This window comes from Arthrobacter sp. 49Tsu3.1M3, from assembly GCF_900168135.1.
Classification (GTDB): domain Bacteria; phylum Actinomycetota; class Actinomycetes; order Actinomycetales; family Micrococcaceae; genus Arthrobacter.
In genome coordinates, this window is the sequence record NZ_FUZD01000021.1 from 22,887 (window position 1) to 48,052 (window position 25,166).

A 25,166-nucleotide genomic window follows, 5' to 3' on the forward strand; every position below is an offset into this window, starting at 1 on the left:
CGCGGGGTCACGTACCGCCCATCCGGGGTTCCGGAACGGGCGGTAGGTGACCCCGCGTTCTTTAAATTGGCAGGGCCGCGGTGATGCGGACTCTCGGCGTCGACCTCGCCGCCGCCGCGAAGAAGACGGCAGTGGCCGTCGTCGAATGGGACCACGGCGCGGCGCGCCTGGCGCATCTGTCGTTGGACGTGGGCGACGAGGAGATCCTCCGCCTCTTCGGCACCAGCGCCATGACGGGGATCGACTCCCCCCTGGGCTGGCCGGACGCGTTTCTTCCCTTCATCGCCGGGCACCTGACCTTCGAACCCCGTCCGGTGCTGGACCATGACGGGATCGAGGGCCGCCGGCTGCTCGCCTACCGTGACACCGACCGTTTCGTCACCGGCACCACCGGCCTGATCCCGCTCAGCGTCTCCGCGGACCGGCTGGCCCACCCGGCGATGCGTTGCGCGGTGATCCAGGCGAAGATCGCGCGGGAATACGGGCCGCAGGCCAGGGACGGCAGCGGCCGGCTCGCCGAGGTGTACCCGGCCGCATCGCTGAAGCTCTGGGGGATCCATGCCCGCGGCTACAAGGGGCGCGGGGCGCCGGAGGCGGAAAAGTTGTTCTCAGCGGTGGCGGATCTGGCCGTGAAGGCGCCGTGGCTGGACCTGGCGGAGTACCGGGCCGATCTTGCGGCGTCCGATGACATGTTCGATGCCCTCATCGCCTCCCTGTCCGCGCGGGCCGTAGCCCTCGGCGCGACGCTGCGGCCCGGGCCCGGGCACGCCGCGGCGGCCCTGACAGAAGGCTGGATCCACCTGCCCCGGGGCGGGCTGCACGAGCTCCCGGGCTAGCCCCGGCGGGCTCTGCTCACATCCGCAGCGACCAGCTGCTGATCTCCGCCGGGTCCTCGCCGTGCTCCCGGGTGTGGTCGCGGGCCCGCATGCGGCTGTCCTGCAGGGACTGGCGCAGCAGCGAGTGCCTCCCGGACAGTCCGGGGACCCGGTCTATCGCGTCAATTGCCAGCTGGAACCGGTCGATCCCGTTCAGCATGGCCATGTCGAACGGGGTCGTGGTGGTGCCTTCCTCCTTGTAGCCGCGCACATGCAGGCCCTCCCGGTTGGTGCGCCGATAGGTGAGCCGGTGGATCAGCGCGGGGTAGCCGTGGTAGGCGAAGATCACCGGTTTGTCCGCCGTGAAGATGCCGTCGAAGTCCCGGGCCGTCAGCCCGTGCGGGTGCTCGCTGGCGTCCTGGAGCCGCATGAGGTCGACCACGTTGACCACCCGCACTTTCAGCCCGGGCGCCCCCTGCTTCAGGAGCTCGGCCGCGGCGACGGTTTCGACCGTCGGGACGTCGCCGGCGCAGGCCAGGACGACGTCGGGCTCCTCACCAGCGACTTCGGAGCCGGCGAACTCCCAGATGCCCAGGCCGCGGCGGCAATGATGCGAGGCCGCGTCGGGCCCGAGCCAGGTTGGCGAGGGCTGCTTGCCGCTGACCACGATGTTGACGTAGTCGCGGGAGGCCAGGCAATGCTCCATCACGGCCAGCAGCGTGTTGGCATCCGGGGGCAGGTAGACCCGGATGATTTCGGCCTTCTTGTTCACGGCGTGGTCGATGAAGCCGGGGTCCTGGTGCGAAAAGCCGTTGTGGTCCTGCTGCCACACGTGGGAGGACAAGTGGTAGTTCAGTGAGGCCACGGGCTGGCGCCACGGCAGCTGCCGGTGGACTTTGAGCCATTTGGCGTGCTGGTTGAACATCGAATCGATGATGTGGATGAACGCCTCGTAGCAGTTGAACACCCCGTGCCGGCCCGTCAGCAGATATCCCTCCAGCCAGCCCTGGCAGAGGTGTTCGCTGAGGACTTCCATCACCCGCCCGGCACGGGCAATATGCTCATCCAGCGCATCAATCCTGTACTGCCAGACCTTGTCGCTGGCCTCGTAGACGTCCTGCAGCCGGTTCGATGCCGTCTCGTCGGGGCCGAAGAGCCGGAAAATCTCGGGGTTCAGCGCTATGACGTCGCGCAGCCAGGGGCCGAGCGTCGCCATGGGGCTGATCCTTTCGATGCCGGGTTCGGCGACGTCGACGGCGTGCCGGCGGTAGTCAGGCAGGTTGAGCGGGCGCAGCAGGATCCCGCCGTTGGCATGGGGGGTTGCGCTCATCCGCAGCGCACCGGCCGGCGCGTTCCTGGCCGTCTCCGGCCTCAGGCGTCCGCGGTCGTCGAAGAGTTCCGCCGGCCGGTAGGACTCGAGCCACTGCTGCAGCTGGCTCAGGTGCCCAGGATTGGTGCGGACTTCGTTCAGCGGGACCTGGTGGCTGCGCCAGGTGCCCTCCACCTGCTTCCCGTCCACCGTCTTGGGCCCGGTCCAGCCCTTGGGCGAACGCAGCACGATCATCGGCCACTGCGCCGCACCGTCCTGCGCCGCGCCGTCCTGGACAGTGCCGTCCTGCGCAGTGCCGCTTCGGTGGCGCTGCTGGATGGTCCGGATCCCGGCCAGGCAGGCGTCCAGTGCGGCCGCGAAATCCCGGTGTGCCGCGGCGGTGTCCGCCGGATCGGCCACGGTGACGAAGTGCGGGACGTGCCCATAGCCGCGCAGCAGCTGTTCCAGCTGCGCCTCGGGCATTCGGGCCAAAATCGTGGGGTTGGCGATCTTGTAGCCGTTCAGGTGCAGGATGGGCAGCACGGCGCCGTCGGCGGCCGGGTTCAGGAAGTTGTGCGAATGCCAGCTGGCAGCCAGCGGCCCGGTCTCGGCTTCGCCGTCGCCGATGACGACGGCTGTGATCAGGTCCGGGTTGTCGAAGACAGACCCATACGCGTGTGCCAGCGAGTAGCCGAGCTCGCCGCCTTCGCTGATCGAACCGGGGGTCTCCGGGGCGGCGTGGCTTGGAATGCCGCCAGGGTAGGAGAACTGCCGGAACAGCTCGGACAGGCCGGCTTCGTCGTCACCAACGTGGCCGTAAATTTCCGAATAGGTCCCCTCCAGCCAGGCGTTGGCCACCACCGCGGGGCCGCCATGGCCGGGACCGGCGATGAAGAGCATCTCCTGGCTGTCCCGGCGGATGGCCCGGTTCAGGTGGGCATAGACAAAATTCAGTCCGGGTGTGGTCCCCCAGTGGCCAAGGAGCCTGGACTTCGTGTGTTCCGCGCGGAGGGGTTCGCGCAGCAGCGGATTGGACCGGAGGTAGATTTGCCCCACCGAGACATAGTTCGCCGCCCGCCACCAGCGGTCCACCAGGTCCAGTGCCGCGCTGTCCAGGATGCCTGTGTCCAGGCCCGCATTGTCCAGGCCCGGGCCGTCGGCCGGCATCTGTGTGCGGGTGGTTCCATTCACGTCTCTGCTCACTGGGGTCCTCGCATCGTGGGTCCTGCCTCGGCACATTTGGTCCATCGCAACACGTTCGGCGGACGGGGCACAACCCCGGTCCGTCACCGGCCGCCGGCAACTTGCCCCGCAAGTGCCAGCAGGTAGTGTGTCATCCAGAATGTTCACGCTGACCATCAATCAAACCGACAGCCGGCGCGACGGCGACCGCGTGCCGCAGCTCCTCAAGGACCTGCGGCACATTCCGGCGCGCCTTGATTTTGACCGGTCCGTCGAGGACGAGGTCCAAGGGATCCTGGACTGTCCGCATCAGACGGTGGAAGCGGCCATGATCGCCCTGCGCAGCGGCAGCTGGTACGTGGGCATTGGCGTGGGCCCGGTCAATGAACCCCTGCCGAACCAGATCAAGGACGCCTCCGGGCACGGGCTGATCTATGCCCGGCGCGCGGTGGATCGTCTGCGGAACCACAAGGACCGTGTCCGGGTGGCCGTGGAGGGGCCGCTGGCCGATCTTGCCGCAGAGGCTGAAGCCGTGCTGCGCCTCCTGGGCCACATTGTGCACGACCGCAGCCAGGCTGAATGGCGGGTACTGGACCTGCTCACCCCGGGGGTGCGGGGTCAGCAGAAGGCGGTCGCAGAGGAACTTGGGATCACCACCCAGGCCGTGAGCAAGGCCGTGGCCCGGTCCCAGTGGAACGAAGAGCACGCGGCCCGGCCCGCTGCGGCGCGGCTCCTGAGCCTTATCCTCGACGTCCGCTAGCCGTCCCGGCCCCTCCTCGGAACCGCCCGACCCTGCCGCGCCCTCGAGGCCTTAGAGGAGGCTGCGAAGCACGTGCGCGGCGCCGTCGTCGTAGACCGATTTCGTCACTTCATCCGCGGCGGCAATCACCTCAACGGGGGCCTGGCCCATGGCCACGCCGCGGCGCGCCCAGGTCAGCATCTCGATGTCATTGCGGCCGTCGCCGACGGCGACAGTGCGGTGGGTTTCGATGCTGAGCCGGTCGCGGAGCTGTTCCAGCGCGCTGGCCTTCGTGACACCGGCGGCGGCGATGTCCAGCCACGCCGTCCAGCCCACCGAATACGTGACGCCGGCGAGCCCGATGTGGCGGATCGCGGTGTTGAATTCTTCGGGCGTGTTCTCCGAACTGAAGACCACCACGCGCACGGCGGTTGCCTCCAGCATGGTCTGGAAGTCGACGCCGACCGCTTCGACGCCGAAGCTGGCGTCCTGGAAGCGTTCCGTGGACAGGAAGTTGCCGTCCCCGTCCTCGAGCGCGTACTTGGCCGAGGGGAGCCGCTTGCGCAGCGCGCGAAGAACCGGCCCGGGGTCAAACGTTGCCTTGTGGAGGATTTCGTAGCCCTCGGGCAGGCCGGAGTCGACGCGCAGGATCACCCCGCCGTTGGAGCACACGGCGTAACCGTTCTCGATCCCGATGTGTTCGATGACGGGCAACGTGGCGTTGAGGGAGCGGCCGGTCGCGATCATGACGTGGTGGCCTGCAGCCACCACGGCCTGGGCGGCCTCGCGGACAGGAACCGACATGTGCCCGTCGTGGTCCACGAGGGTGCCATCGACGTCCAGGGCGATCAGCATCTTGTCGCCGGCGCGGTTCCGGGAGTTGGCCGCCCGGGCCGCGCTGGCCGGGGCCGCCGTGTTCTGGTCTGCCGTGTTCTGGTCTGTCGTGTTCTGGTGTGTGGTGCGCCGGTCATCGTTGCCGGCGACTGAGGATTCAGTCATTGTTGTCATCTCACAAGTAGAGCAGAGACCCCCGACTGCCGCTAGGACACACGCCACAGCAAGGCGTGAACTTGCGGTAAACACCCACAAAATCTCCCCGCTGTGGATGTTTACCCGGCGGCCATCGGAGGCCTGGCTGGGGTCGGGACGTGGGTTAGAGGACGGGGAAGACGGTCATGCCGCCGAGGTACTTCTGCAGGGCGGCGGGCACGTTGACGGAGCCGTCGGGGTTCTGGTGGTGCTCCAGGATGGCGACGATCCAGCGGGTGGTGGCCAGGGTGCCGTTGAGGGTGGCGACAGCCCGAGTGCCCTTGGGCGCACCGTCCTCGTTCAGAACCCGTTCCCGGATGTTCAGCCGGCGCGCCTGGAACGTGGTGCAGTTCGACGTCGAGGTCAGCTCCCGGTATGCGCCCTGGGTGGGGACCCAGGCCTCACAGTCAAACTTCCGGGCCGCCGAGTTGCCCAGATCGCCGGCGGCGGTGTCAATGACGCGGTACGGGAGCTCGCACTTGGCCAGCATCTCCTCTTCCCATGCCAGCAGGCGGGCGTGCTCGGCGGCAGCGTCCTCAACCGTGGTGTAGATGAACATCTCCACCTTGTTGAACTGGTGGACCCGGATGATGCCGCGGGTGTCCTTGCCGTGCGAGCCCGCCTCGCGCCGGTAGCACGAGCTCTGGCCGGCGTAGCGGATGGGGCCGGAGGAAAGGTCCAGGATCTCGTCAGCGTGGTAGCCGGCGAGGGCCACCTCCGAAGTGCCCACGAGGTACAGGTCGTCTTCGGCGAGACGGTAGATCTCGGCGTCGTGCTTGACGTCAAAGCCCGTGCCCTGCATGGTTTCCGGGCGGACGAGGGTGGGCGTGATCATGGGGACGAACCCGGCGTCGATCGCCTGTTCCATGGCCATCTGGAGCAACGCCATTTCCAGCCGGGCGCCGACGCCGCGCAGGAAGTAGAAGCGTGAACCGGAAACCTTCGCCCCGCGTTCCATGTCGATGGCCCCGATCAGCTCACCGATCTCGAGGTGGTCCTTCGGCTCGAAGTCGGGGAATTCGCGCGGCGTGCCCACGGTCTTGACCACAATGTAGTCGTCCTCGCCGCCGGCCGGGACGCCGTCCTCGATCAGGTTGGGGATGGTCCGGAGGAGTTCGTCCTGGGCGGCCTGGACGAGATCGGCCTCGGCGGACGCCGCTTTGACGGAGGCCGCCAGAGCCTTGACCTCGGCGAGGAGGGCCTGCTTTTCCTCGCCCTTGGCCTGGGCGACCTTCTTGCCGTACGCATTCTGCTCGGCCCGCAGGTTCTCGAACCGGATCAGGGCTGCCCGCCGGGCAGAGTCCCCAGCGATGATCGCGTCCACCGCGGATTCGTCGGCGCCTCGGGCGCGCTGGCTGGCACGGAACTTGTCCGGATTTTCGCTGAGGTCTTTTACGTCGATCACCAGACAAGAGTATCCAATCCGGTCACGGTTGCCCGGCAAGCCGGCCTGCATGCACTGGCGGGATACTGTTGGATCACAATGCGCGACTGGCTGCTCTACCTCGTCATCGCTGGGGCCCTGGTCTTTGCCGCCTCCAGCTGGTGGGGGGTGCGCCGGCTGAAGGTCAAGCACACCCGCCGTGCCGTATGGGAGGAAACCCACAGCCCGGGCCCGGGCCGCCAGAAGGTGGCCGTGGTCCTGAACCCCATCAAGGCCAAGTCCGCCGAGGCCCGGCGCCAGATCGAAGCCTCGTGCGCGGCGGCCGGATGGCCGGCGCCCCGCATCTTTGAAACCACCGCGGAGGACCCCGGCTTCTCGCAGGCGCGGGCCGCGGTGGCCTACGGGGCCGACGTCGTCCTGGCCGGCGGCGGCGACGGTACCGTACGCGTGGTGGCGGAGGTCCTCGCCGGGACGGACACCGCCATGGGCGTGATCCCGCTGGGCACCGCGAACCTCCTGGCCCGCAATGTGCATCTGGAGGTCAACGACCTGCCCGGCAACGTGCAGGCCGCCCTGTTCGGGCACCAGCGGTTCATCGATACGGCGCGGATCACCCTGGAAAATTCCCTCACCGGGGAGTCCGCGCAACACACGTTCCTGGTGATTGCGGGCATCGGCATGGACGCCGAAGTAGTCAGCGACACCCTTGACGGCCTGAAGCGGGCGGTGGGCTGGCTGGCATACACGGAAGCCGGGGCCCGGCACCTGCTGGGGCGCCGCAAGAAGGTCTCCATCGCGCTGGATGGCCAGCCTGAGCAGGCCCGGAAGATCCGCAGCGTCCTGTTCGCGAACTGCGGCCTGATCCCCGGGGGAATCGACTTCATCCCGCAGGCCATGATCGATGACGGGATGCTGGACGTGGTGGTGATGAGCCCGCGCAGTGCGATCGGCTGGCTGGCCATGTACACAAAGATCGTCCTGAAGCACAAGAAGGACCTGCCGGTCATGACGTATTACCGGTGCGGCAAGATCACCATCCGGTGCCCGGAACCTATGCCCACCCAGGTCGACGGCGATCCTTCCGGCGAGGCCACGATGCTCACCGTCGAGGTGGACCCGGGATCCCTGCTGGTCCGGGTCAAGGACGGCACCGTAGGGCGCTAGGCCGACGGTGCCTGGAGCGTGCTGCTGCAGCGCGCCAGGGGCGAGGGGCTAGGCGCTGGCGGCCTTCTTGGCCTCTGCCGCTTTCTTCGCCTCGGCCGCAGCCTTGGCGGCCCGGGCTTCGGACTGCTCACGGATCATTGCCTGCTCCTCTTCGAAGCGCAGGCGGTCCGCGCGGTCGGCGTCGTCGCCGTCCCAGTCCTGATTTTCAGCTGTCGGCTTGGGATTGACAATCATTCCCTGGCCGTCATTTTCTGTGCTGGTGCCTGACATGACCCGCTCCCTCCCGTAGGGGAATTCCCCAATATGGATCAGGCAAGCATACGCACAGTTGGGAGGGGGTGGAAGTGCGCCATATGGCATTTGCCTACGCTCTGGGCGAAGCCCCCGGGGTATATTTCGGCAGAGCAGATGCGCCGTCCAGTATGTCTTTCACCCACGCATGCGCGGCGCGGAATGCCTGGTCGGAGGTATGCGGTGCGACGCTGGTCCGGCGGCCGTCGGCACGCCGGTAGGACCCGAGGAAGCGGGTGGCCGGGCTGATCCGGTGAAGACCTGCCAGCGCGTCGGCCACCCGGGCGTCGGCGACATGGCCGTCGGCGTCAATGCTGAAGAAATAGTGGCCCAGGTACTGCCCGGTGGGCCGGGATTCGATCCGGCTCAGGTTCACGCCGCGGGTGGCGAACTGGTCCAGGATCTCCATCAGCGCGCCCGGCCGGTCTTCGGGCAGCGGCACCACGACAGTGGTCTTGTCGGCTCCGGTGGGGGCCGGCAGTTCGCCCGGGCGGCCCACCAGCACGAACCGGGTGACGGCTCCGGGGTTGTCGCCGATGTTTTCCGCCAGCACCTTCAGGCCGGGCTGCTCGGTGGCCACGATCGGGGCGCAGATCGCGGCGTCGTAGTGGGCGCCGTCGCCATCCAGCAAACCCATGGCGGCAGCGGCGGTGGACGAACCGGGGATGTATTCCGCATTGGGAATATTTGCGTCCACCCAGAGCCTGCACTGGGCCCAGGCATGCCCGTGGGTGGAGACGCGCCGGATGTCCCCGAGCGCCACGCCGGGCCTGGCCACCAGGACGAAGCTGATGGGCACCAGGGCCTCGCGGAGGATCCTGAGGTCCTGGCCGGTGGCGATGGCGTCCAGGGTGGCGGTGACCCCGCCCTCGACCGAGTTCTCGATCGGCACCATGGCCGCATCGGCGGAACCGTCCCGCACCTTGTCCAGCGCCGTGTTCACATTCGAGGACGGGATGCGGATGGCCTCCGCCGCGTCCGGGACCTGCATCAGGGCCGCCTCGGTGAAGGTGCCCTCGGGTCCGAGGAATGTGTAGGTGGGCGTTGGTGCGGGCATCAGTTCTTCCTTGTTCAGTTACAGGACGACCGGTTTGAGGCCGTTGTCGGACACCAGCGGCATGCCGGTCTCGACCCACTGGTCCATGCCGCCGCCCACATTCACGGCGGAATATCCCATCCCGACCAGCCACTGGGTGGCCCGGAAGGAGCGGCCGCCGGTGCGGCAGATGACGTAGACGTCCTCGTCCGGGTCCAGTTCCTCGATCCGGGCCGGCAACTGGTCCATGGGAATGTGCAGGGCACCCTCGGCGTGGCCCGCAACCCACTCGTAGTCCTCGCGGACGTCCACGATCTTGGCACCGTCGGGGATGCCAGACACGCTTACGCTCTGGAAGTCGCTCATGTTGACCCTTTCCGCAGAATTCAAGCTCCGATCCCAGCGTATCCCCCGCCGCTGGCAGCGCGCCCCCGCTGGCGGCACGTTACGCTTCTGGGGACCGCAAAGGAGACCTCATGGCTGCCGAACACCCCGCGGAGCGGCCGGGCCGCGGCCCCCGCCACGGGACATGCCCTCCCCTGGCCGCGAGCGCTGGGCATGATGCCAATGTGCCCTTCCGCCCCTCCCAGGAATGGGCATGTCCCCCGGGCAGCCGGCCCGCGCGGCCCCACCTACGGCCGGAGTCCCGCCTCCTTGGCTGAAATCCACGAGCTCTCCGCCGTCGAGCTGCGCGACGCGCTCCGTTCAGGAGAGCTGTCCGCCAGGGCCGCCACCGATCATTTCCTGGACCGGATCGACGCCCAGAATCCGCACCTCGGCGCCTTCATCACTGTCACCGCGGACCAGGCCCGGAAAGACGCCACGGCAGCTGACCGGCGCTACGCCCTCCGGAACCGAAACGGCGGGGCCTTGCCCCCGCTGCATGGAATGCCGGTCGCCTTCAAGGACCTGACGGATGTGGCAGGGATCATCACCACGCATGGAAGCGCGGCCCTGGAACGCAAGCCGGCCCTGGCCGACGGCGCGGTTCCCGCCGCGCTCAAGGCCGCCGGGGTCCTCTCGCTGGGCAAGACGCAGGTCCCGGAGTTCGGCCTGACCGCCTACAGCGAGAACCGGATCGCCCCGCCGTCGCGCAATCCGTATGCACTCAGCCGCAGTTCGGGCGGCTCCTCGGGCGGCAGCGCGGCGGCGGTGGCCGCGGGGCTGTTGCCGTTCGCCCCCGGGTCCGACGGCGGGGGCTCCGTGCGGATCCCGGCCGCGGCATGCGGGCTGGTCGGGTTGAAGCCCGGACGTGGGCTTGTGCCGGCCGGGGAAAGCTCGGGCGATCCCGCGCAGCTAGTGGTTGCCGGACCGCTCGCCCGCTCCGCCGCCGACGCCGCGCTGCTGCTGGATGCATTGGTGCCGGGCCCCGGCAACGAGGGTGCGGGCGAACCCGGTGCCGGCGGTCCGGGCATGGGCGGCCGGGCGCACGCCAGCTACCACGAACTAACCGCCAGGGAGCCCCGCCGGCTGAGGATCGGCGTAAGTCTCGACAGCCCGTGGCAAGCGAAGTTTCCCTTCATCCCGGACAGTGAGGCGCTCGACGCACTCGCGGATGGCGTCTCGCGGCTGGAGGCGGCGGGGCACGAGACCTCGGAAGCCGCGATTCGCTACGACAACCGCTACCCGGATGCCTTCACCGCAGCGTGGACGGCAGGCATTGGCAGCGCGCGCATCTCGCCGCAGCGCGAGGCGCTCCTGACGCCGCTCACCAGGACTTTCCGCCGGCGGGCACAGCAGCGCAGTGCAGCCAAAGTCAACGAATCCCTCGGGTTCCTCCGGCAGTTCCAGCAGGACACGATTGCCCAGTACGCCCAATGGGACCTCATGGTGACGCCGGCCCTGGCACAGACGCCCCGCCCGGTGGGCTGGTTCACGGGCGCGACCCACGGCGGAGGCTACTGGCCGGCCGCGGAATGGGCGGGCGACGCCGACGGCGACTACCGCAAACAGTGCGAGTACGCGCCGTGGTCATCCATGGTCAACGTCTGCGGGCTGCCGGCCATCAGCATCCCGGTGCACTGGACCGGCGGCGCCCCTGGTTCCGGCCTGCCGATGGGCATCCAGCTGATCGGGCCGATGGGCTCCGAGGGGCTCCTGCTGCAGGTGGCCGCCCAATTGGGCTTCTAGCCATGGACCCGGCACCCGCCCGGGGACATGCCCACTCCTGACGCCGCGCGCGGGACATGTCCGGCGCTCACATCGGGCACCGGACATGCCCATCCACCACCAGTCGGGACATGCCCGTTCCTCGCGCCGCAGATCGGACCCGCCCGCCCCTAACTCCGCGCAAAGGACATGTCCAGCGCTCGTCACGGACATGTCCGCCCCTGGCTGTGACGAGTGGACATAATGCCATGATGTCCACGCCCGGGGACCAAAAATGGGCATGTCCCCAACTGGCATTCAGGAACTCAGCCAACACGCACCCCCGGGCACCAAAAACGGGCATGTCCCCCGGTGAGGCCCAGGAAACCAGCCACCCCGTGCCCGCGGCAGCCGTCGGGCCTCCCCCCAAATGGACGCTGGCGGCGGCCGGCGGCTATCGTTCACTCAAACCCGACGAGGCGGCGAAAGAGGATCGATGAAGATCACCGGTGCAGTACTTGAGGAAATCGGCCGCCCCCGCCCCTTTGCGGAGTCCAGGCCGATCAGCATCTCCGAGCTGGAACTGGCGGCCCCCGGGCCCACCGAGATCCTTGTCCGGATGGAGGCCGCCGGGATTTGCCATTCGGACCTGAGCGTCGTCGACGGCAACCGGGTCCGGCCGGTGCCCATGCTGCTGGGCCACGAGGCCGCGGGCCGCATCGTGGCGGTCGGTTCCGGGGTCACGGACCTGCAGCCCGGCCAGCGCGTGGTCATGTCCTTCCTGCCCCGCTGCGAGAACTGCGCGAACTGCGCCGAGGACGGCCGGCTGCCCTGCACGGCAGGCTCCAAGAGCAACAACGACGGGACCCTGCTGCACGGATCCCGGCTCCTGAGCCGCGGCGGCGAGCCCGTCCACCACCACCTGGGCGTCTCAGGCTTCGCCACCCACGCCGTCGTGGACCGCGCTTCCGCCGTGCCGGTGGACGACGACATCCCCGCGGACATTGCGGCAGTGCTGGGCTGCGCCGTGCTGACCGGCGGCGGCGCGGTGCTCAACGCGGCCCGGCCCCGCCCGCAGGACAGCATCATGATCGTCGGCCTCGGAGGGGTGGGCATGGCGGCGCTCATCACCGCCGTCTCGCAAGGAATCTCGCGCATTGTCGCTGTGGACACGCTGGAGCAGAAACTCGATCACGCCCGCCGCCTCGGCGCCCACGAGACGTACACCCCGCAGCAGGTCCTCGACGGCGGGGTCAAAGCCAGGTTCGTGATCGAGTGCGCGGGAAATGCCCGCGCGTTCGAGACCGCGTTCGCCGCCACCTCCCCCGGCGGCACCACCGTCACGGCGGGACTGCCCTCCCCCGAGGCCCGCGCCCAGCTGGCGCCGCTGACCGTCACCGCCGAAGCCCGGACAATCGTGGGCAGCTACCTGGGCTCCGCCGTCCCGTCGCGGGACATCCCGAAATACGCCCAGCTGTGGCGGGAGGGGAAACTGCCCGTCGAGGAGCTCATCTCGGACCGGATCGCCCTGGCCGACATCAACCGGGCCATGGACCAGCTGGCAGACGGCCACGCCATCCGGCAGATCATCATGTTCGACGGCGGCGAGCCCGCCCAGGAGCCCGCCGGCGAGCCCGCCTAGGACACAGCCGCCACCCCGGGACGCCCCGCGAAATCGGCCGAAACAGAGGCGAACGAGAGGCGAAACACCATCCGGGTTGCTTGCCTCGGGCCTGCTCGAATGTGACAATCGCGCGTCACAATGTCACCATTAAGTAAATGAGCACAACTCATTTATCCAATCCCCCCGCTATAACGCCGGGCGATCCCTCGTTACGTCCCCCCACGAAGACACCGGGCGACACCTCGTTTTTTGGCCACCCAAAGATGCTGGCCAGCCTTTTCTCCGTAGAGATGTGGGAGCGCTTCTCCTTCTACGGAATGCAGGGGATCCTCCTCTACTACATGTACTTCACGGCTGCCCAGGGCGGCCTTGAGATTCCACAAGCTTTGGCGGCCGGCCTCGTCGGCGCCTACGGTGGCGGCGTCTACCTCTCCACAATCCTCGGCGCCTGGCTCGCGGACCGGCTCTTCGGGTCCGAGCGGGTGCTCTTCGGCGCTGCCGTTCTGATCATGGCCGGCCACATCGGGCTGGCACTTGTGCCCGGCATACCTGGCCTGATCGCCGGACTGGTCCTGGTGGGCGTCGGCTCCGGCGGCCTGAAGGCCAATGCCACCGCCCTCGTCGGCAGCCTGTATGGGGAGAAGGACGAACGCCGCGACGCCGGGTTCTCCATCTTCTACATGGGCATCAACGCCGGTGCGCTGATCGGCCCGCTGGTCACGGGCTGGCTGCAGGAAAGCCAGGGCTTCCACTGGGGCTTCGGCGCCGCCGCCGTCGGCATGGCCATTGGCCTTGTCATCTACTCGCTGGGCCGCAAGAAGCTGCCCGAAGAAGCACACCGGGTACCGAACCCCCTCCCGGCCGCCCAGCGCACCCGCTACGGCCTGGTCTTCGCCGGCATCGCCGTGATCATCGCCGTGCTGCTCGTGACCGGCACGGTCAACGCCGAAAATCTGGCCATGTCCATGGCCTACGCCGCAATCGGCGCGTCGGTGCTGTACTTCGCGCTGATCTTCAGCAGCAAGAAGGTCACCCCCACCGAGCGCGGACGGGTCGCGGCATTCATCCCGCTGTACATCGCCTCCGCCGCGTTCTGGGCCCTGTTCCAGCAGCAGTTCACCTTCATCGCCGTGTACTCAGAGGAAAAGCTGGACCGGAACCTGTTCGGCTGGGAAATGCCTGCCGCCTGGGTCCAGTCCATCAACCCGGTGTTCATCATCATCTTCGCCGGCATCATGGCCGCACTCTGGACCCGGCTCGGCCGCAAGCAGCCCGGTTCGGCCCTGAAGTTCTCGATCGGCCTGTTCGTGATGGGCCTTGCGTTCCTGGCCTTCATCCCGCTGGCCGGCGGTGGCAAGACCCCGCTGCTGGCTCTGGTTGGCATCCTGCTTCTGTTCACGCTTGCAGAGCTGTTCCTTTCCCCCATCGGCCTGTCTGTGACCACCAAGCTGGCGCCCAAGGCCTTCCACACCCAGATGGTGGCGCTGTTCTTCCTGTCCGTGTCCCTGGGCACCACCCTGGCCGGCATCCTGTCCGGTCTGTACAACCCGCAGGACGAGCTGCCCTACTTCATCGGCATCGGCGGAACCGCAATGCTGCTGGCTGTGGGTCTGGCGGTCGCCTCACCGGCGATCAAGAAGCTCATGGGCGGCGTACGCTGACCCGATGAGCACCGCACGTCGGGTTCCGGTTGCTTCGCGCGTCTACACCCCCGCCCCCGGCGAGGCGTCCGACGTCGAACTCATGCCGGCAGGCGATGTCACCGACGGCGTGGTGCGGGTTGGCGGAACTATCCGCCGCCCGCACCAGCCGCAATCCCTCGCCGTCGCCGGGTACCTCGACTGGCTGGACGACGCCGGTTTTGAGGGCTCCCCCCGATTCCTCGGCCGCGACACGCAGGGCAGGGACGTCCTGACCTTCGTGCCGGGAGACTGCGCCGGGTCGCCGCCGGAACCCTGGGTCCAGTCCGAGGACCTGCTGGCCTCCGTGGCCCGCCTGGTGCGGCGCCTGCACACCGCGTCCGCGGGCTTCGTGCCGCGGGCCCACGCGTTTCCGCCCCGGCCGGTCCGGCCGAACCCCACCGACGCCGCCGGACTCATCTGCCACCTGGACGTGACACCCCAGAACGTGGTGGTCCGGGACGGCGTGGCCGCGGGACTGGTGGATTTTGACCTCGCCGGACCCGCCACGGCACTTCACGATTCGCTCAACACCGCCATGCACTGGGTGCCGCTCCGCGACCCGTCAGATGCGTGGCCGGGCTGGGAAGACCAGAATCCGTTCCACCGGCTGCGCGTCTTCGCCGACGCCTACGGCTGGAGCGATGATGAACGACGCCGGGTGCCCGGCGCCGGGATCGACGCCGCGGCGCTCGGCTACGAGCGGATGCGGCACAACGCCGCGGCCCTGGGCGGGGGCTGGGCGCGGATGTGGCAGGACGGCGTGGGCGGCCAGATCAACCGCCGGCGCGCCTGGCTTGAGGCCAACGCGAAGCCCCTGGTGGCTGCCCTGACAGCCTGACCCGGCGCGGCTCCGCCGCCGCAGGGCAGACCTAGGCTCCGTACCCGCTGTTGCGCGCGGTGCCTATGACCAGTCCGAAAATGACCAGGACCAGGATGGTCACGGCGATGCCCACGTACCCCATCACCAGGCCGGCGATCGCCATGCCCCGGCCGGCCGGTTCGCGCCGCAGGGCCATGTGCCCCAGAATCACGGCGGCCAGCTGCGGGAGCAGGAAGAATCCGAAGCCCACCAGCGCGGCGATGCCGCAGCACATGCTGGCGATGCTCAGACTCTTGGGCGACTGCGGCGCGCCGTAGTATGCGGGCTGGCCGTAGGCGTTGGGGCTGCCCGGCTGGGCATACGGCGACGGCTGGCCATACGGCGCGGCCGGCTGGCCGTAGATCGGGGGGTACGGGCTTGCGTACTGGCCGCGGTCATGTGCCGCCTGTCCGGTGTAGGGCTGCTGTCCCGGGTAAGGCTGCCCGACGCGGGGCTGCTCGCCCGTGTCGGGCTGCTGGCCTGGCTGCTGGCCTGTGTAGGGCTGCTGGCTTGTGTAGGGCTGCTGCGGGGATTCGGGTTGCGCGAACTGCTGCGTCGCCGACGGTCCCTGGTCCTGGCCGGCCGGTGGTGCCTGCCCCGGCGGAACGTCAGGTTGCTGGTCCGGGAGGCGCAGGGTCGGCTGGTAGCCCTCCGGGGTCTCGTCTTTGCCTTGTTTTGGCTGTTCAGTCATGGCTTGTCCCCTCAAGAAGTCTCTGGATCCAGCGTACCGCCGCACGGTTGGCTTGGGACCGGGCCTATTGGCGGGTTTTCTTTCGTCACAGGAACGGGTTTGGCGCGAAACCGTGTTGCACCCCGCCCTCGTCTGGCATGCTGGTGCCATGGCTAGCCGCGCGGGCACTGTTGCCCAACCCCAAGACCTTGTTGACCTCACTGCGCTTTTGGATGCGTATTACGACGTTTCGCCGGACCTCTCGGACCCGGGCCAGCGGGTGGCCTTCGGCACCTCCGGGCACCGGGGATCGAGCCTGAAGGCGTCCTTCAACGAACCCCACATCCTCGCCATCACGCAGGCGATCGTGGAATACCGGGCAGGCCAGGGCATCACCGGCCCCCTCTACATGGCCAAGGACACCCACGGCCTGAGCGAGCCCGCACAAAACTCCGCCCTTGAGGTGCTGGCCGCCAACGGTGTGCACGTCCTCATCGACGCCCGCCACGGCTACACGCCCACCCCCGCCCTGAGCCACGCCATCCTGACGCACAACCGCAAGGCCGCCCCCGGCGCGCCGCAGGCCGACGGCATCGTGGTGACCCCCAGCCACAACCCCCCGGGCGACGGCGGGTTCAAGTACAACCCTCCGCACGGCGGCCCCGCGGACACCGACGCCACCGGCTGGATCGCCAACCGCGCCAACGAGCTGCTGGAAAACGGCCTGCGCGGCGTCAAGCGGATTCCTGTGGCCGAGGCCCTCGCCGCCGGGACCACCGGCAAGTTCGACTTCCTGAGCAGCTACGTCGATGACCTCCCCTCGGTACTGGATCTCAATGCGATCCGCGAGGCGGGCGTCCGGATCGGCGCCGACCCGATGGGCGGAGCGTCGGTGGACTACTGGGGTGAAATCGGTGAGCGCCACCACCTGAACCTCACCGTGGTCAATCCCACCGTCGACCCCCAGTGGGCTTTCATGACGCTGGACTGGGACGAGAAGATCCGGATGGACTGCTCCTCGCCGTCGGCGATGGCGTCCCTGATCAACCGCATGTCCGAGGGCGCCAAGTTCGACGTCGCCACCGGCAACGACGCCGACGCCGACCGCCACGGGATCGTCACACCTTTTGTTGATGGACAGGGCGGGCTGATGAACCCGAACCACTACCTCGCCGTCGCCATCGATTATCTGTACCGGCACCGGACCGGCTGGAACCCGCAGTCCGTGATCGGCAAGACCCTGGTTTCCTCATCCATCATCGACCGCGTGGCCGAGAGCCTGGGCCGCAAACTTGTCGAAGTGCCCGTGGGCTTCAAGTGGTTCGTCCCCGGGCTGCTGTCCGGAGAGGGCGCCTTCGGCGGCGAGGAATCCGCCGGTGCCTCCTTTAACAAGATGGACGGGAGCGTCTGGACCACAGACAAGGACGGCATCCTGCTGGCCCTGCTGGCCTCGGAGATCACGGCGGTGACGGGCAAATCACCGTCGCAGCTGTACAAGGGCCTCACCGACCAGTTCGGCGACCCCGTCTACGCCCGCATCGACGCGGCCGCCACCCGGGAGCAGAAGGCGGCGCTGGGCAAGCTCTCGCCGTCGGACGTCACCGCGACCGAACTGGCCGGCGAAACGATCACGGCCAAACTGACCGAAGCGCCGGGCAACGGCGCCGCGATTGGCGGCCTCAAGGTCGTTACCGAAAACGCCTGGTTCGCAGCCCGGCCTTCCGGCACGGAAGACGTCTACAAGATCTACGCCGAGTCCTTCAAGGGTGCCGACCACCTCAAGCAGGTCCAGGCCGAGGCGAAGGCGCTGGTGGACGGGGTTATCTCGTAGTTCAGCCGCCGGTGGCCAGCTCGGCGCGGTCCCTGCCAAGCGTCTTTGCCTGGTAGAGGGCCGCGTCGGCCGAGATCACTGCGGCGTCGAGGCTGCCCGGTCCGGCGCCGGTGGACGCGATGCCGTAGCTCACGGTGGGCAGCCGGGGAATGACTGCGGACCCGGATTGATGGAGCCGGACGCTGATGTCGGCAGCGATTTCCCGTGCCCGGTCCGGCGTGACGCCAGGGAGCAGGAGGATGAATTCCTCACCGCCGTAGCGGCCCACGAGGTCGGTGGAGCGGACGGTGCCGGCGCAGGCCCTGGCAAAGGCCTGCAGGGCGGAGTCCCCGGCCGAGTGGCCGAACTGATCGTTGATGGCCTTGAAGTGGTCCAGGTCCGCGAGGATGATCGATGCCGTGGTGCCGGTGCGGCGCAAACGGCGCAGTTCATTTTCGGCGAGGTCCAGGAACGCAGAACGGTTGAGCAGGCCCGTGAGGCCGTCCACGGTGGCCCGGGACCGGAGATCCTGGGTCTGCTGTTCGTAGCTCAGCTCGGCCATGGTGAAGGAAGCAACCACCAGCGTGATCGTCGAGAACACCGTCATGGGGACGGAGCCGAACACCGACGTGAAGACGGCACCGTCCGGTCCGTTCGCCAGGAAAGCGACGAGCCGGCCCAGGTAGAACACGGCCAGGATGCCGGCGCCCACTGCGAGGGGGCGGTGGACCCGCGAGTAGTCGCGCTCGAGCAGGAACAGCTCCCGGGATCCCAGGCCGATCAACACGGCCATGAATCCCAAGTATACCGGGCCTCCCGCCCAGACGTTGGTGGCCGGGTGGTCGATAAAAGAAGCGACGGCGGTGGCGGCAGGACCGGCCGCGAGCTGCCAGGGCCGGAGGGAAGGCGCGCGGAGGGACCGTCCGCCGGCCCAGATGCTGGCGGCACCGGCGACCAGAAGCACGTTGCCGGCAGGGATGGCCCACCCCTGGTGCGCCGTACCGTCCAGCAGGTACGCGGCATTGCCGACCAGGAACAGCAGGAGCGCCATGCACCACCAGCCGCTGTAGTGCGACCGGGTGCGCCGGAACGTGATGAAGTAGAAAAGCATGAGCAGTGTGAGGTCGACAAGCGCCAAGGCAACCCGCAGTGTCGCGGCGTCAAGCATCATTTAGTGGTCCCCCCGGTCCGCTGTGATTTGCCCGAATACTCACTTCGTCATCGAATAACCGTCGAATGGCTGCCGAAGTTGACCCAAGTATGGCACCCGGTCCGCAGGAATCCAGCGCCGGCGTCCCGGATATGACGTCGGGCCCTCCCAAGAGGCCATTCTGGCGCCTACGCCTGGCCCACGGTCCACAACTTCAGGATCCGGCGCGTGGCGTGCCCGCCGTCGGGCGCCATGTCCACGAGCGCTATTCGGTCAAGCGCGAACGTGTCGCCCTGCCGAAGCCGTTTGTCGCCGTGGTGCGAGACGTGCGGCCGGTACCCCTCCAGGGTGTAGGCGGGGGTTGAGATCCGGCCGGGCAGCTGATCCACGATCCGGACCAGCTCATTGTGGAGGACCTGCAGCTCATCGCTGGGTTCAATCAGGTTGACCGGGATGGACCCTGCGCGCCCGAACCCGGCTTCGCCGCCCACGTTGATCCGGCAGCCCAGGGCAGCGGCGACCGGGTCCGCCATGAGGGCGGCGATATGGTCGGCGAGGGGATCGCCCGCGGCCGGCGGCGTGCCCGGCCCGGGTTCCGCGCGGGTTTCCTGGCCGGGTTCGACGACGTCGGACTTCACAATGTCGTCGGACTTCACAATGTCGTCGGACTTCACCACGCCGACCTTAGCCACGTCGAACTTGACCAGGGTGAGGTGCAGCGGCCAGTCATCCCGGGGAAACTCGAGCCCCTCGGCTACCGGTTCCACGAAGGCCACCGCGATCAGGTTCCGCATGGGAAAAGTGTGCCACCCCGCGGCACCTCCGGGGCCGGGCGGGCGCGGCAAACGCACAGTGCCGGCGGCGACGGCGGGGACTAAAATGGGAAGTGGCCCTGGATGTGGGCCTTGCGCTGAACCGCAGAATCGCATCCCGCGTGCCTCCGGCCTGTCCCCCATGGTGCCGGAGGCACCTCCGCGGGTGGACAGCGCCGGAGGCACCTCCGCGGGTGGACAGCGCCGGAGGCACCTCCGCGGGTGGACAGCGCCGGAGAACGGTGGCTGTTAGACGGTGCGGACAACGTCCTCGTAGGCGAATTTCGGCTTTGCTTCGCCCCAGGCGTCTGCCCCGGGCTGGCCGATGTTGACCACCAGGAAGCTCTTCTGGCTCCCGTCGGGGAAGAACGCGGCGTCGATCTTGGCGAAGTCGGCACCGGTCATGGGACCTGCCGCGAGGCCCAGGGTGCGGACCGCGAGGATGAAGTAGCCGGCCTGCAGGTGGGCGTTGTTGTTGCCGGTGGCCGCGGCGAGATCCGGCGCGGCGTCATACATGGCCTTGGGGGCGTTGTAGCCGGGAAGGAACGCGTCCCACTGGTTCTGCCAGGCGGTGTCGTAGCTCAGGACCGCGACGAGCGGAGCTGATGCCGTCTTGGCGCGGTTCCCGGCGGCCAGCGCATCAACGAGCGTGGCGCGGGCTTCGTCGGAACGCACGTACGTAACGCGCAGCGGCTGGGAGTTGAAGGCCGTGGGGCCGAACTTCGTCAGTTCGTAAATCGCGCGGGCCTGCTCGTCGGTGACGTCGCCGGTGAAGGCGTTCGCCGTGCGGGCTTCGGCGAAGATGGCGTCGACGGCGGCGGCCTCGATTACTGCTTCATCGTGGGCGAGTGTCATGGGCATCCCTTTCGCTGGGCCGGCGCACTCTTGGGCGGCCGGCGTCTCCTGCTGTCAATAGTTGCAACTTCAACGGACCGCGCCTGCTTCCCGCTGCGTCCTGTGACCTCGGGCACATCGCCCGGCGCGCACCACGCCGGCCCGGCGGGACGGCCGGTAAATGCTGCGCGGTAAAGTTGCTCCGGAAGATTCCTTCCCGCCCGCCCCACATTCTCTGAAAGGCTCCCGGCATGAGCATGCTCGGCACCAAATGGAAGCTCCACGGCAACGGCAAGTCCGTCCGCCCCGGCGAGGTCGTCAGGCCGGATGAGCGGCTCACCTGGCCCCTGACGGTAGGGATCGGGATGCAGCATGTTGTGGCCATGTTCGGTGCCACCTTCCTGGTCCCGATCATCACGGGCATGCCGCCAGCCACCACCCTGTTCTTCTCCGGCATTGGCACGCTCCTGTTCCTGGTCATCACGCAGGGACGGGTGCCCAGCTACCTCGGTTCCAGCTTCGCGTTCATCGCCCCGATCATGGCTTCCCAGCAGCAGTTCGGCGTCCCCGGGGCACTCGGCGGCGGGGTGCTGGCGGGCGCGACCCTCGCCGTCGTCGGCGCCGTAGTGCAGAAGTTCGGCGCCGGCTGGATCAACCGGGTCATGCCGCCGATCGTGACCGGCGCGATCGTGGCGCTGATCGGCCTGAACCTGGCGCCCGCGGCGAAGGCCAACTTCGACCAGGCCCCCGTCACCGCCTTCATCACCCTGGCCGTCATCATCGTGGTCAGCGTGCTGTTCCGCGGCATGCTGGGCCGGCTGAGCATCCTGGTGGGCGTCCTGGTGGGCTACCTGGTTGCGATGATCCGGGGCGAGGTGGACTTCTCCAAGGTGGACAGTGCCGCGTGGGTGGGCCTGCCGCATTTCCAGACCCCCGAATTCCACCTGGGCGTCGTGGGCCTCTTCGTGCCGGTCGTACTGGTGCTGGTGGCGGAGAACATCGGCCACGTGAAGTCCGTGTCCGCCATGACGGGGCAGAACCTCGACGGCGTCTCCGGCCGCGCGCTGCTGGCCGACGGCGCCGCCACCGTGCTTGCCGGTCTTGGGGGCGGGTCCGGGACCACCACGTACGCCGAGAACATCGGCGTCATGGCCGCCACCAAGGTGTATTCGACGGCGGCGTACTGGGTGGCCGGCGCCTTCGCTGTGATCCTGAGCTTCTCGCCGAAGTTTGGCGAGCTTATCGCGACCGTGCCCGCCGGCGTCCTGGGCGGCGCGGCCACGATGCTGTACGGCATGATCGGCGTGCTGGGCGTGAAAATCTGGGTCCAGAACAAGGTGAACTTCTCCAACTCGATCAACCTGACCACGGCCGCCGTCGCCCTTATTGTCGGGATTGCCGACTATACCTGGACCATCGGCGACTTGAAGTTCACCGGGATTGCGCTCGGCTCGGCCGCGGCCCTGGTGATCTACCACGGCATGAAGGCGATCGCGAAGGTGCGCGGCACGGTGGCCGAACCGGAAACCGAAGATCCCTCGCCGGCCGCAGCTTCGACGGCCGCGGTCAAGGCAGCCGTCAAGCGCCCGCCCAGGAAGCGCCGCTAAAGAACGCCGCCGGAAGCGCGCGCCGAGCGGGCAATCCCGCAGACGAGAAAGGCCGGACTCCGCCCACGGGCAGGAATCCGGCCTTTCCGCTGTCACGGCCGGCAGCGCCGGCAGCGGCTGGGCGGGGCGGCCCTAGGACTAGCCGGCGTCGAAGGCGTCCTTGTCATCGTCGCGGTCCTTCGGCGACTTGCTCTCCGGCAGGTCCGTCCCGGAGCCGTCCGGCAGACCCGCCGCGTCCTGTCCGGACTCGGAGGAGAAGGGCCGCCCGGCGTCGGGCTCTTCCGTGTTGGCCCCGTCCATCTCCGCTTCCGACGACGGCACTGCCGTCTCGGAATTCTCCGCGTCGTCCGGATCGAATCCGGGGGTTGCGCTGGCGTTTTCTGAACTCATCTGTTCCTCCGTTCCTCCGAAGCGTCCTGCTCCGGGTTCTCCTGCACTGTCTTGGTCTTCTGCACCGAACTGGCTCAGGTCCGGCGCCCCGGCCGGATACGTCTCGCCGTCGGGGCTGTCCTGGTTCAGCCCGGCGGCGTCGAAGGCCTCCTCCTCGCGGGGCTGGGCAAATGTCTTCTCATCGCCGCCCATCTCCTGCTCGGCGGTCGGCGTACCGTAGCCGCCCGCTTCCTCGGTGACGGTCTTGGGATCCTGCTGGTTTTCAGTCATGTCATTCCTCCTGGTGCTGGAAATGGGACTAGCTGGCAGTGGACGGTCCGGGTGGGTTCAGAGGCCCTTGCCTCCGGTGACCGGAAGGACGGCCCCGGAAATGTAGGAGCCGTGGTCGGAGGCGAGAAGGACATAGGCGGCCGCGAGCTCCGCCGGCTGGCCCGCCCGCTGCAGGGGCGTGTCCTGGCCGAAGGACGGGAGCTTGTCGGGCCATTCGGTGGCCGGAATCAGCGGTGTCCAGATGGGACCCGGGGCCACGGCGTTGACCCTGATCCCCTTGGGTCCGAGCTCCTGGGCGAGGGCTTTGGTGAAAGCCACCTGGGCCGCCTTGGTCATGGCATAGTCAATGAGTCCCGGGGACGGGTTGAAGGCCTGGATCGAGGCAGTGGTGATGATCGACGCACCCGCTTCCAGATGCGGGACCGCGGCGCGGGCTGTCCAGAGCAGGGAGTACAGATTGGTCTTGAAAACGCGATCAAACTCTTCGGTGGGCAGTGATTCGAAGCTCTCGCGGTTTTTCTGGTAGGCCGCATTCAGCACCAGGACGTCGAGGCGCCCGAATTCGGCCAGCGCCGCCTTCACGATGTCCGCGGCGAAGTCCTCGCTGCGGCCGTCGCCGGGGAGCAGCAGGGCCTTGCGGCCGGCCTTCCGGATCCACCCGGCGGTGTCCTGCGCGTCGTCTTCTTCCTCCGGCAGGTAGGAGATGGCGACGTCGGCCCCCTCACGGGCGAAGGCGATCGCCACCGCCCTGCCGATTCCGGAGTCGCCGCCCGTGATCAGGGCGGCCTTGCCGCTCAGGGCACCGCTGCCGCCGTAGCTTTCCTCGCCGTGGTCCGGTTTGGGCTCCATGGGCGCGGTGAGGCCGGGCTGCTTCTGGACCTGTTCCGGGAAGGGGCCGGAATGGTAGCCGGCGCGGGGATCGCGCGGCTGGTCGGGCTGCTTGGGCTGGTCCTGCCGTTCGATTGAGTCGCTCATAGTCCGCCTAACAACGTGTCGGTTTCCCGGGATGTTCATCGGTCCCGGGTGGCCGGGGCCCGCTGAAACCATCCCAGCCAAGTAATCAGTTTCTACCCTAACCGCAATATCATCAGCAAGCTTAGTACCAACTTGTTTTTGGCAACTCTCAAGCCTAGGTTGAGGGTGGGACCGCATGCTGCGGTGTGTCCCCTTGGTTCCAGAATTTTGCGAAGGAGTACCGATGACTGGCCCAGTGGCGCCGAAGAACTACGGCAGGGACGAGTCCCTTGCCGAGCGGATGGACCGCAACTGGGTCGAACTGCTGCAGGAACTGCGCGTACTCCAGACCGGTGTCCAGATCCTCGCCGGGTTCCTCCTGACGCTGCCGTTCCAGTCGCGCTTCGAGACGCTCGATGACTACCAGACCCGCCTGTATCTCGCCAACGTCGTCCTGGCCGCCCTGACCACGGCCACGATCCTGCTGCCCGTGAGCGTGCACCGCCGGCTGTTCCGGCAAGGGCTGAAGCAGGCCCTTGTGAGCAGCGCGGACATCATCGTCAGGTTTTCGTTGACCGGGGTGGGGCTGCTGAGCGTGGGCACCACCTCACTCATCTTCGATGTCACCGTAGGCCGGACGGCGGGCGTGATCGCCGGCGTCGGGCTGCTCGCTGTGCTGGTGCTGCTGCTGGTACTTGTCCCTGCCTGGATCCGTCGCCGGGCCCGCAAAGAGGAGTCGCTATGACAAACGTTTCACATGAGCGCCACACCGCAGGCACGGGAACCATGGGCAAGTGGGTCAAGGAACACGGACTGCTTCTAGCCAATATCGGGCTGTTCGTCGTGTTTTTCGGCGGCATGGTCCTGAGCGGGGCAAGCACCTACAGCGACGAGCAGCTGGCCCACGGCGAACCGGCCGTGACCGTCCTGCAGTACCTTGGCACCGGGAACTTCCTGGAGGCGACTTTCGAGAACTGGGAGTCGGAATTCCTGCAGATGGGCATGTACGTCATCCTCACCGTCTTCCTGTTCCAGAAGGGGTCATCCGAGTCCAAGCCGATGGGCCGGACCGCCCCGCAGGACGAGGACCCACGGCAGGCAAAGCTCAAGGAGTCCACGCCGTGGCCCGTGCGCCGCGGCGGATGGGTCCTCAAGCTCTACGAACACTCGCTTTCGATCATGTTCCTCCTGCTGTTCCTGGCGTCGATTGTCCTGCACGCGGTTGGCGGTGCGGAGGACTACAACGGTGACCAGGAGGCGCACGGGCAGCCCACCGTGACGGTGCTAGGCTATCTGGCGACGAGCCGGTTCTGGTTCGAGTCCTTCCAGAACTGGCAAAGCGAGTTCCTCGCCGTCGCGGTTTTGGTGGGCGCCTCGGTCTACCTTCGCGAGAAGGGCTCCCCCGAGTCCAAACCCGTGGCCGAACCGCACTACGAGACCGGCGCCTAGAGGCCCCTCCTGGCCGGC

The 25,166-nt window shown here is 68.0% G+C and carries 23 protein-coding genes; 11 read left to right on the forward strand and 12 right to left on the reverse strand.

Features of this window, described 5'->3' with window-relative positions; translation table 11 throughout:
• Window positions 1-83: 83 nt before the first annotated feature.
• Window positions 84-836 carry a DUF429 domain-containing protein gene (locus B5X90_RS17520; RefSeq protein WP_079555226.1) on the forward strand — a complete coding sequence of 251 codons (753 nt, stop codon included), beginning with the start codon at window positions 84-86 and terminating at the stop codon, window positions 834-836.
• A 16-nt stretch (window positions 837-852) separates the two neighbouring features.
• Here the strand turns inward: B5X90_RS17520 and B5X90_RS17525 are convergent, their stop codons facing one another.
• Window positions 853-3,291: a phosphoketolase family protein gene (locus B5X90_RS17525; RefSeq protein WP_079555227.1), complete on the reverse strand. Its 2,439-nt coding sequence runs from the start codon at window positions 3,289-3,291 to the stop codon at window positions 853-855.
• Window positions 3,292-3,466: 175 nt separating this feature from the next.
• Between B5X90_RS17525 and B5X90_RS17530 the strand changes: the two genes are divergently transcribed.
• Window positions 3,467-4,066 carry a MarR family transcriptional regulator gene (locus B5X90_RS17530; protein ID WP_079555228.1) on the forward strand — a complete coding sequence of 200 codons (600 nt, stop codon included), beginning with the start codon at window positions 3,467-3,469 and terminating at the stop codon, window positions 4,064-4,066.
• A 51-nt stretch (window positions 4,067-4,117) separates the two neighbouring features.
• Here B5X90_RS17530 and B5X90_RS17535 read toward each other — a convergent pair whose 3' ends face one another.
• Together B5X90_RS17535 and serS are read right to left on the reverse strand one after the other, a co-directional pair.
• The gene (locus B5X90_RS17535; RefSeq protein WP_079555229.1) at window positions 4,118-5,053 is read right to left on the reverse strand and encodes an HAD family hydrolase; all 936 of its coding nucleotides are present in this window, start codon (window positions 5,051-5,053) and stop codon (window positions 4,118-4,120) included.
• Window positions 5,054-5,198: 145 nt separating this feature from the next.
• Window positions 5,199-6,479 (reverse strand): serine--tRNA ligase, encoded by a 1,281-nt coding sequence (serS, locus tag B5X90_RS17540; RefSeq protein WP_079555230.1) that lies wholly within the window; start codon window positions 6,477-6,479, stop codon window positions 5,199-5,201.
• Window positions 6,480-6,557: 78 nt separating this feature from the next.
• Here serS and B5X90_RS17545 point away from each other — a divergent pair, with 78 nt between their 5' ends.
• Window positions 6,558-7,622, forward strand: coding sequence for a diacylglycerol/lipid kinase family protein (locus tag B5X90_RS17545; protein WP_079555231.1), 1,065 nt, complete (start codon window positions 6,558-6,560; stop codon window positions 7,620-7,622).
• 48 nt (window positions 7,623-7,670) lie between these two features.
• Here B5X90_RS17545 and B5X90_RS17550 read toward each other — a convergent pair whose 3' ends face one another.
• The 3 genes from B5X90_RS17550 to B5X90_RS17560 all read right to left on the reverse strand — a co-directional run bounded on the left by B5X90_RS17550 (window position 7,671) and on the right by B5X90_RS17560 (window position 9,315).
• The gene (locus B5X90_RS17550; RefSeq protein WP_018774949.1) at window positions 7,671-7,892 is read right to left on the reverse strand and encodes a hypothetical protein; all 222 of its coding nucleotides are present in this window, start codon (window positions 7,890-7,892) and stop codon (window positions 7,671-7,673) included.
• Between the two features lie 94 nt (window positions 7,893-7,986).
• Entirely contained in the window at window positions 7,987-8,970 is a 984-nt protein-coding gene (pheA, locus tag B5X90_RS17555) for a prephenate dehydratase (RefSeq protein ID WP_079555232.1), read from the reverse strand.
• Window positions 8,971-8,988: 18 nt separating this feature from the next.
• Window positions 8,989-9,315 carry a rhodanese-like domain-containing protein gene (locus B5X90_RS17560; RefSeq protein ID WP_079555233.1) on the reverse strand — a complete coding sequence of 109 codons (327 nt, stop codon included), beginning with the start codon at window positions 9,313-9,315 and terminating at the stop codon, window positions 8,989-8,991.
• A gap of 288 nt (window positions 9,316-9,603) precedes the next feature.
• Between B5X90_RS17560 and B5X90_RS17565 the strand changes: the two genes are divergently transcribed.
• The 4 genes from B5X90_RS17565 (at window position 9,604) to B5X90_RS17580 (ending at window position 15,181) form a co-directional block, all read left to right on the forward strand.
• Window positions 9,604-11,079, forward strand: a complete 1,476-nt coding sequence (locus B5X90_RS17565; RefSeq protein WP_079555234.1) for an amidase — start codon at window positions 9,604-9,606, stop codon at window positions 11,077-11,079.
• A gap of 454 nt (window positions 11,080-11,533) precedes the next feature.
• Complete coding sequence (locus B5X90_RS17570; protein WP_079555235.1) at window positions 11,534-12,679, forward strand: alcohol dehydrogenase catalytic domain-containing protein; 1,146 nt, start codon at window positions 11,534-11,536, stop codon at window positions 12,677-12,679.
• 245 nt (window positions 12,680-12,924) lie between these two features.
• Window positions 12,925-14,322 carry a peptide MFS transporter gene (locus tag B5X90_RS17575; RefSeq protein ID WP_372702895.1) on the forward strand — a complete coding sequence of 466 codons (1,398 nt, stop codon included), beginning with the start codon at window positions 12,925-12,927 and terminating at the stop codon, window positions 14,320-14,322.
• A gap of 4 nt (window positions 14,323-14,326) precedes the next feature.
• Window positions 14,327-15,181 (forward strand): phosphotransferase, encoded by an 855-nt coding sequence (locus tag B5X90_RS17580; protein WP_179129185.1) that lies wholly within the window; start codon window positions 14,327-14,329, stop codon window positions 15,179-15,181.
• Between the two features lie 31 nt (window positions 15,182-15,212).
• Here the strand turns inward: B5X90_RS17580 and B5X90_RS17585 are convergent, their stop codons facing one another.
• Complete coding sequence (locus B5X90_RS17585) at window positions 15,213-15,893, reverse strand: DUF4190 domain-containing protein (protein WP_079555236.1); 681 nt, start codon at window positions 15,891-15,893, stop codon at window positions 15,213-15,215.
• 148 nt (window positions 15,894-16,041) lie between these two features.
• On the opposite strand from B5X90_RS17585, the gene pgm reads away from it, so the two are divergent.
• The gene (gene pgm, locus B5X90_RS17590; RefSeq protein WP_079555268.1) at window positions 16,042-17,703 is read left to right on the forward strand and encodes a phosphoglucomutase (alpha-D-glucose-1,6-bisphosphate-dependent); all 1,662 of its coding nucleotides are present in this window, start codon (window positions 16,042-16,044) and stop codon (window positions 17,701-17,703) included.
• Between the two features lies 1 nt (window position 17,704).
• Here the strand turns inward: pgm and B5X90_RS17595 are convergent, their stop codons facing one another.
• The 3 genes from B5X90_RS17595 to B5X90_RS17605 all read right to left on the reverse strand — a co-directional run bounded on the left by B5X90_RS17595 (window position 17,705) and on the right by B5X90_RS17605 (window position 20,499).
• Window positions 17,705-18,853: a GGDEF domain-containing protein gene (locus B5X90_RS17595; protein ID WP_079555237.1), complete on the reverse strand. Its 1,149-nt coding sequence runs from the start codon at window positions 18,851-18,853 to the stop codon at window positions 17,705-17,707.
• 167 nt (window positions 18,854-19,020) lie between these two features.
• Window positions 19,021-19,626, reverse strand: a complete 606-nt coding sequence (locus tag B5X90_RS17600; protein ID WP_079555238.1) for a hypothetical protein — start codon at window positions 19,624-19,626, stop codon at window positions 19,021-19,023.
• 267 nt (window positions 19,627-19,893) lie between these two features.
• Entirely contained in the window at window positions 19,894-20,499 is a 606-nt protein-coding gene (locus tag B5X90_RS17605) for a malonic semialdehyde reductase (RefSeq protein ID WP_079555239.1), read from the reverse strand.
• Window positions 20,500-20,729: 230 nt separating this feature from the next.
• On the opposite strand from B5X90_RS17605, the gene B5X90_RS17610 reads away from it, so the two are divergent.
• On the forward strand, window positions 20,730-22,085 hold the full coding sequence (locus B5X90_RS17610) for a uracil-xanthine permease family protein (protein WP_079555240.1): 1,356 nt from the start codon (window positions 20,730-20,732) through the stop codon (window positions 22,083-22,085).
• Window positions 22,086-22,223: 138 nt separating this feature from the next.
• Here the strand turns inward: B5X90_RS17610 and B5X90_RS17615 are convergent, their stop codons facing one another.
• A complete protein-coding gene (locus B5X90_RS17615; RefSeq protein WP_079555241.1) occupies window positions 22,224-22,745 on the reverse strand; it encodes a hypothetical protein in 522 nt (173 codons plus the stop codon).
• Between the two features lie 57 nt (window positions 22,746-22,802).
• Window positions 22,803-23,720, reverse strand: a complete 918-nt coding sequence (locus tag B5X90_RS17620) for an SDR family oxidoreductase (protein ID WP_079555242.1) — start codon at window positions 23,718-23,720, stop codon at window positions 22,803-22,805.
• 223 nt (window positions 23,721-23,943) lie between these two features.
• On the opposite strand from B5X90_RS17620, the gene B5X90_RS17625 reads away from it, so the two are divergent.
• Together B5X90_RS17625 and B5X90_RS17630 are read left to right on the forward strand one after the other, a co-directional pair.
• Window positions 23,944-24,444, forward strand: coding sequence for a DUF6328 family protein (locus B5X90_RS17625; protein WP_079555243.1), 501 nt, complete (start codon window positions 23,944-23,946; stop codon window positions 24,442-24,444).
• The gene (locus B5X90_RS17630; RefSeq protein ID WP_256860313.1) at window positions 24,441-25,148 is read left to right on the forward strand and encodes a DUF6766 family protein; all 708 of its coding nucleotides are present in this window, start codon (window positions 24,441-24,443) and stop codon (window positions 25,146-25,148) included. The genes B5X90_RS17625 and B5X90_RS17630 overlap by 4 nt, the downstream gene beginning before the upstream one ends.
• Window positions 25,149-25,166 lie beyond the last annotated feature (18 nt).

Coding starts and splice junctions, on each gene's coding strand:
- B5X90_RS17520 (WP_079555226.1), top strand. CDS start 84: ATGCGGACTCTCGGCGTCGACCTCGCCGCCGCCGCGAAGAAGACGGCA.
- B5X90_RS17525 (WP_079555227.1), bottom strand. CDS start 3,291: ATGCCGGCCGACGGCCCGGGCCTGGACAATGCGGGCCTGGACACAGGC.
- B5X90_RS17530 (WP_079555228.1), top strand. CDS start 3,467: ATGTTCACGCTGACCATCAATCAAACCGACAGCCGGCGCGACGGCGAC.
- B5X90_RS17535 (WP_079555229.1), bottom strand. CDS start 5,053: ATGACAACAATGACTGAATCCTCAGTCGCCGGCAACGATGACCGGCGC.
- B5X90_RS17545 (WP_079555231.1), top strand. CDS start 6,558: ATGCGCGACTGGCTGCTCTACCTCGTCATCGCTGGGGCCCTGGTCTTT.
- B5X90_RS17550 (WP_018774949.1), bottom strand. CDS start 7,892: ATGTCAGGCACCAGCACAGAAAATGACGGCCAGGGAATGATTGTCAAT.
- pheA (WP_079555232.1), bottom strand. CDS start 8,970: ATGCCCGCACCAACGCCCACCTACACATTCCTCGGACCCGAGGGCACC.
- B5X90_RS17560 (WP_079555233.1), bottom strand. CDS start 9,315: ATGAGCGACTTCCAGAGCGTAAGCGTGTCTGGCATCCCCGACGGTGCC.
- B5X90_RS17570 (WP_079555235.1), top strand. CDS start 11,534: ATGAAGATCACCGGTGCAGTACTTGAGGAAATCGGCCGCCCCCGCCCC.
- B5X90_RS17575 (WP_372702895.1), top strand. CDS start 12,925: ATGCTGGCCAGCCTTTTCTCCGTAGAGATGTGGGAGCGCTTCTCCTTC.
- B5X90_RS17580 (WP_179129185.1), top strand. CDS start 14,327: ATGAGCACCGCACGTCGGGTTCCGGTTGCTTCGCGCGTCTACACCCCC.
- B5X90_RS17585 (WP_079555236.1), bottom strand. CDS start 15,893: ATGACTGAACAGCCAAAACAAGGCAAAGACGAGACCCCGGAGGGCTAC.
- pgm (WP_079555268.1), top strand. CDS start 16,042: ATGGCTAGCCGCGCGGGCACTGTTGCCCAACCCCAAGACCTTGTTGAC.
- B5X90_RS17595 (WP_079555237.1), bottom strand. CDS start 18,853: ATGATGCTTGACGCCGCGACACTGCGGGTTGCCTTGGCGCTTGTCGAC.
- B5X90_RS17600 (WP_079555238.1), bottom strand. CDS start 19,626: ATGCGGAACCTGATCGCGGTGGCCTTCGTGGAACCGGTAGCCGAGGGG.
- B5X90_RS17605 (WP_079555239.1), bottom strand. CDS start 20,499: ATGACACTCGCCCACGATGAAGCAGTAATCGAGGCCGCCGCCGTCGAC.
- B5X90_RS17610 (WP_079555240.1), top strand. CDS start 20,730: ATGAGCATGCTCGGCACCAAATGGAAGCTCCACGGCAACGGCAAGTCC.
- B5X90_RS17615 (WP_079555241.1), bottom strand. CDS start 22,745: ATGACTGAAAACCAGCAGGATCCCAAGACCGTCACCGAGGAAGCGGGC.
- B5X90_RS17620 (WP_079555242.1), bottom strand. CDS start 23,720: ATGAGCGACTCAATCGAACGGCAGGACCAGCCCAAGCAGCCCGACCAG.
- B5X90_RS17625 (WP_079555243.1), top strand. CDS start 23,944: ATGACTGGCCCAGTGGCGCCGAAGAACTACGGCAGGGACGAGTCCCTT.
- B5X90_RS17630 (WP_256860313.1), top strand. CDS start 24,441: ATGACAAACGTTTCACATGAGCGCCACACCGCAGGCACGGGAACCATG.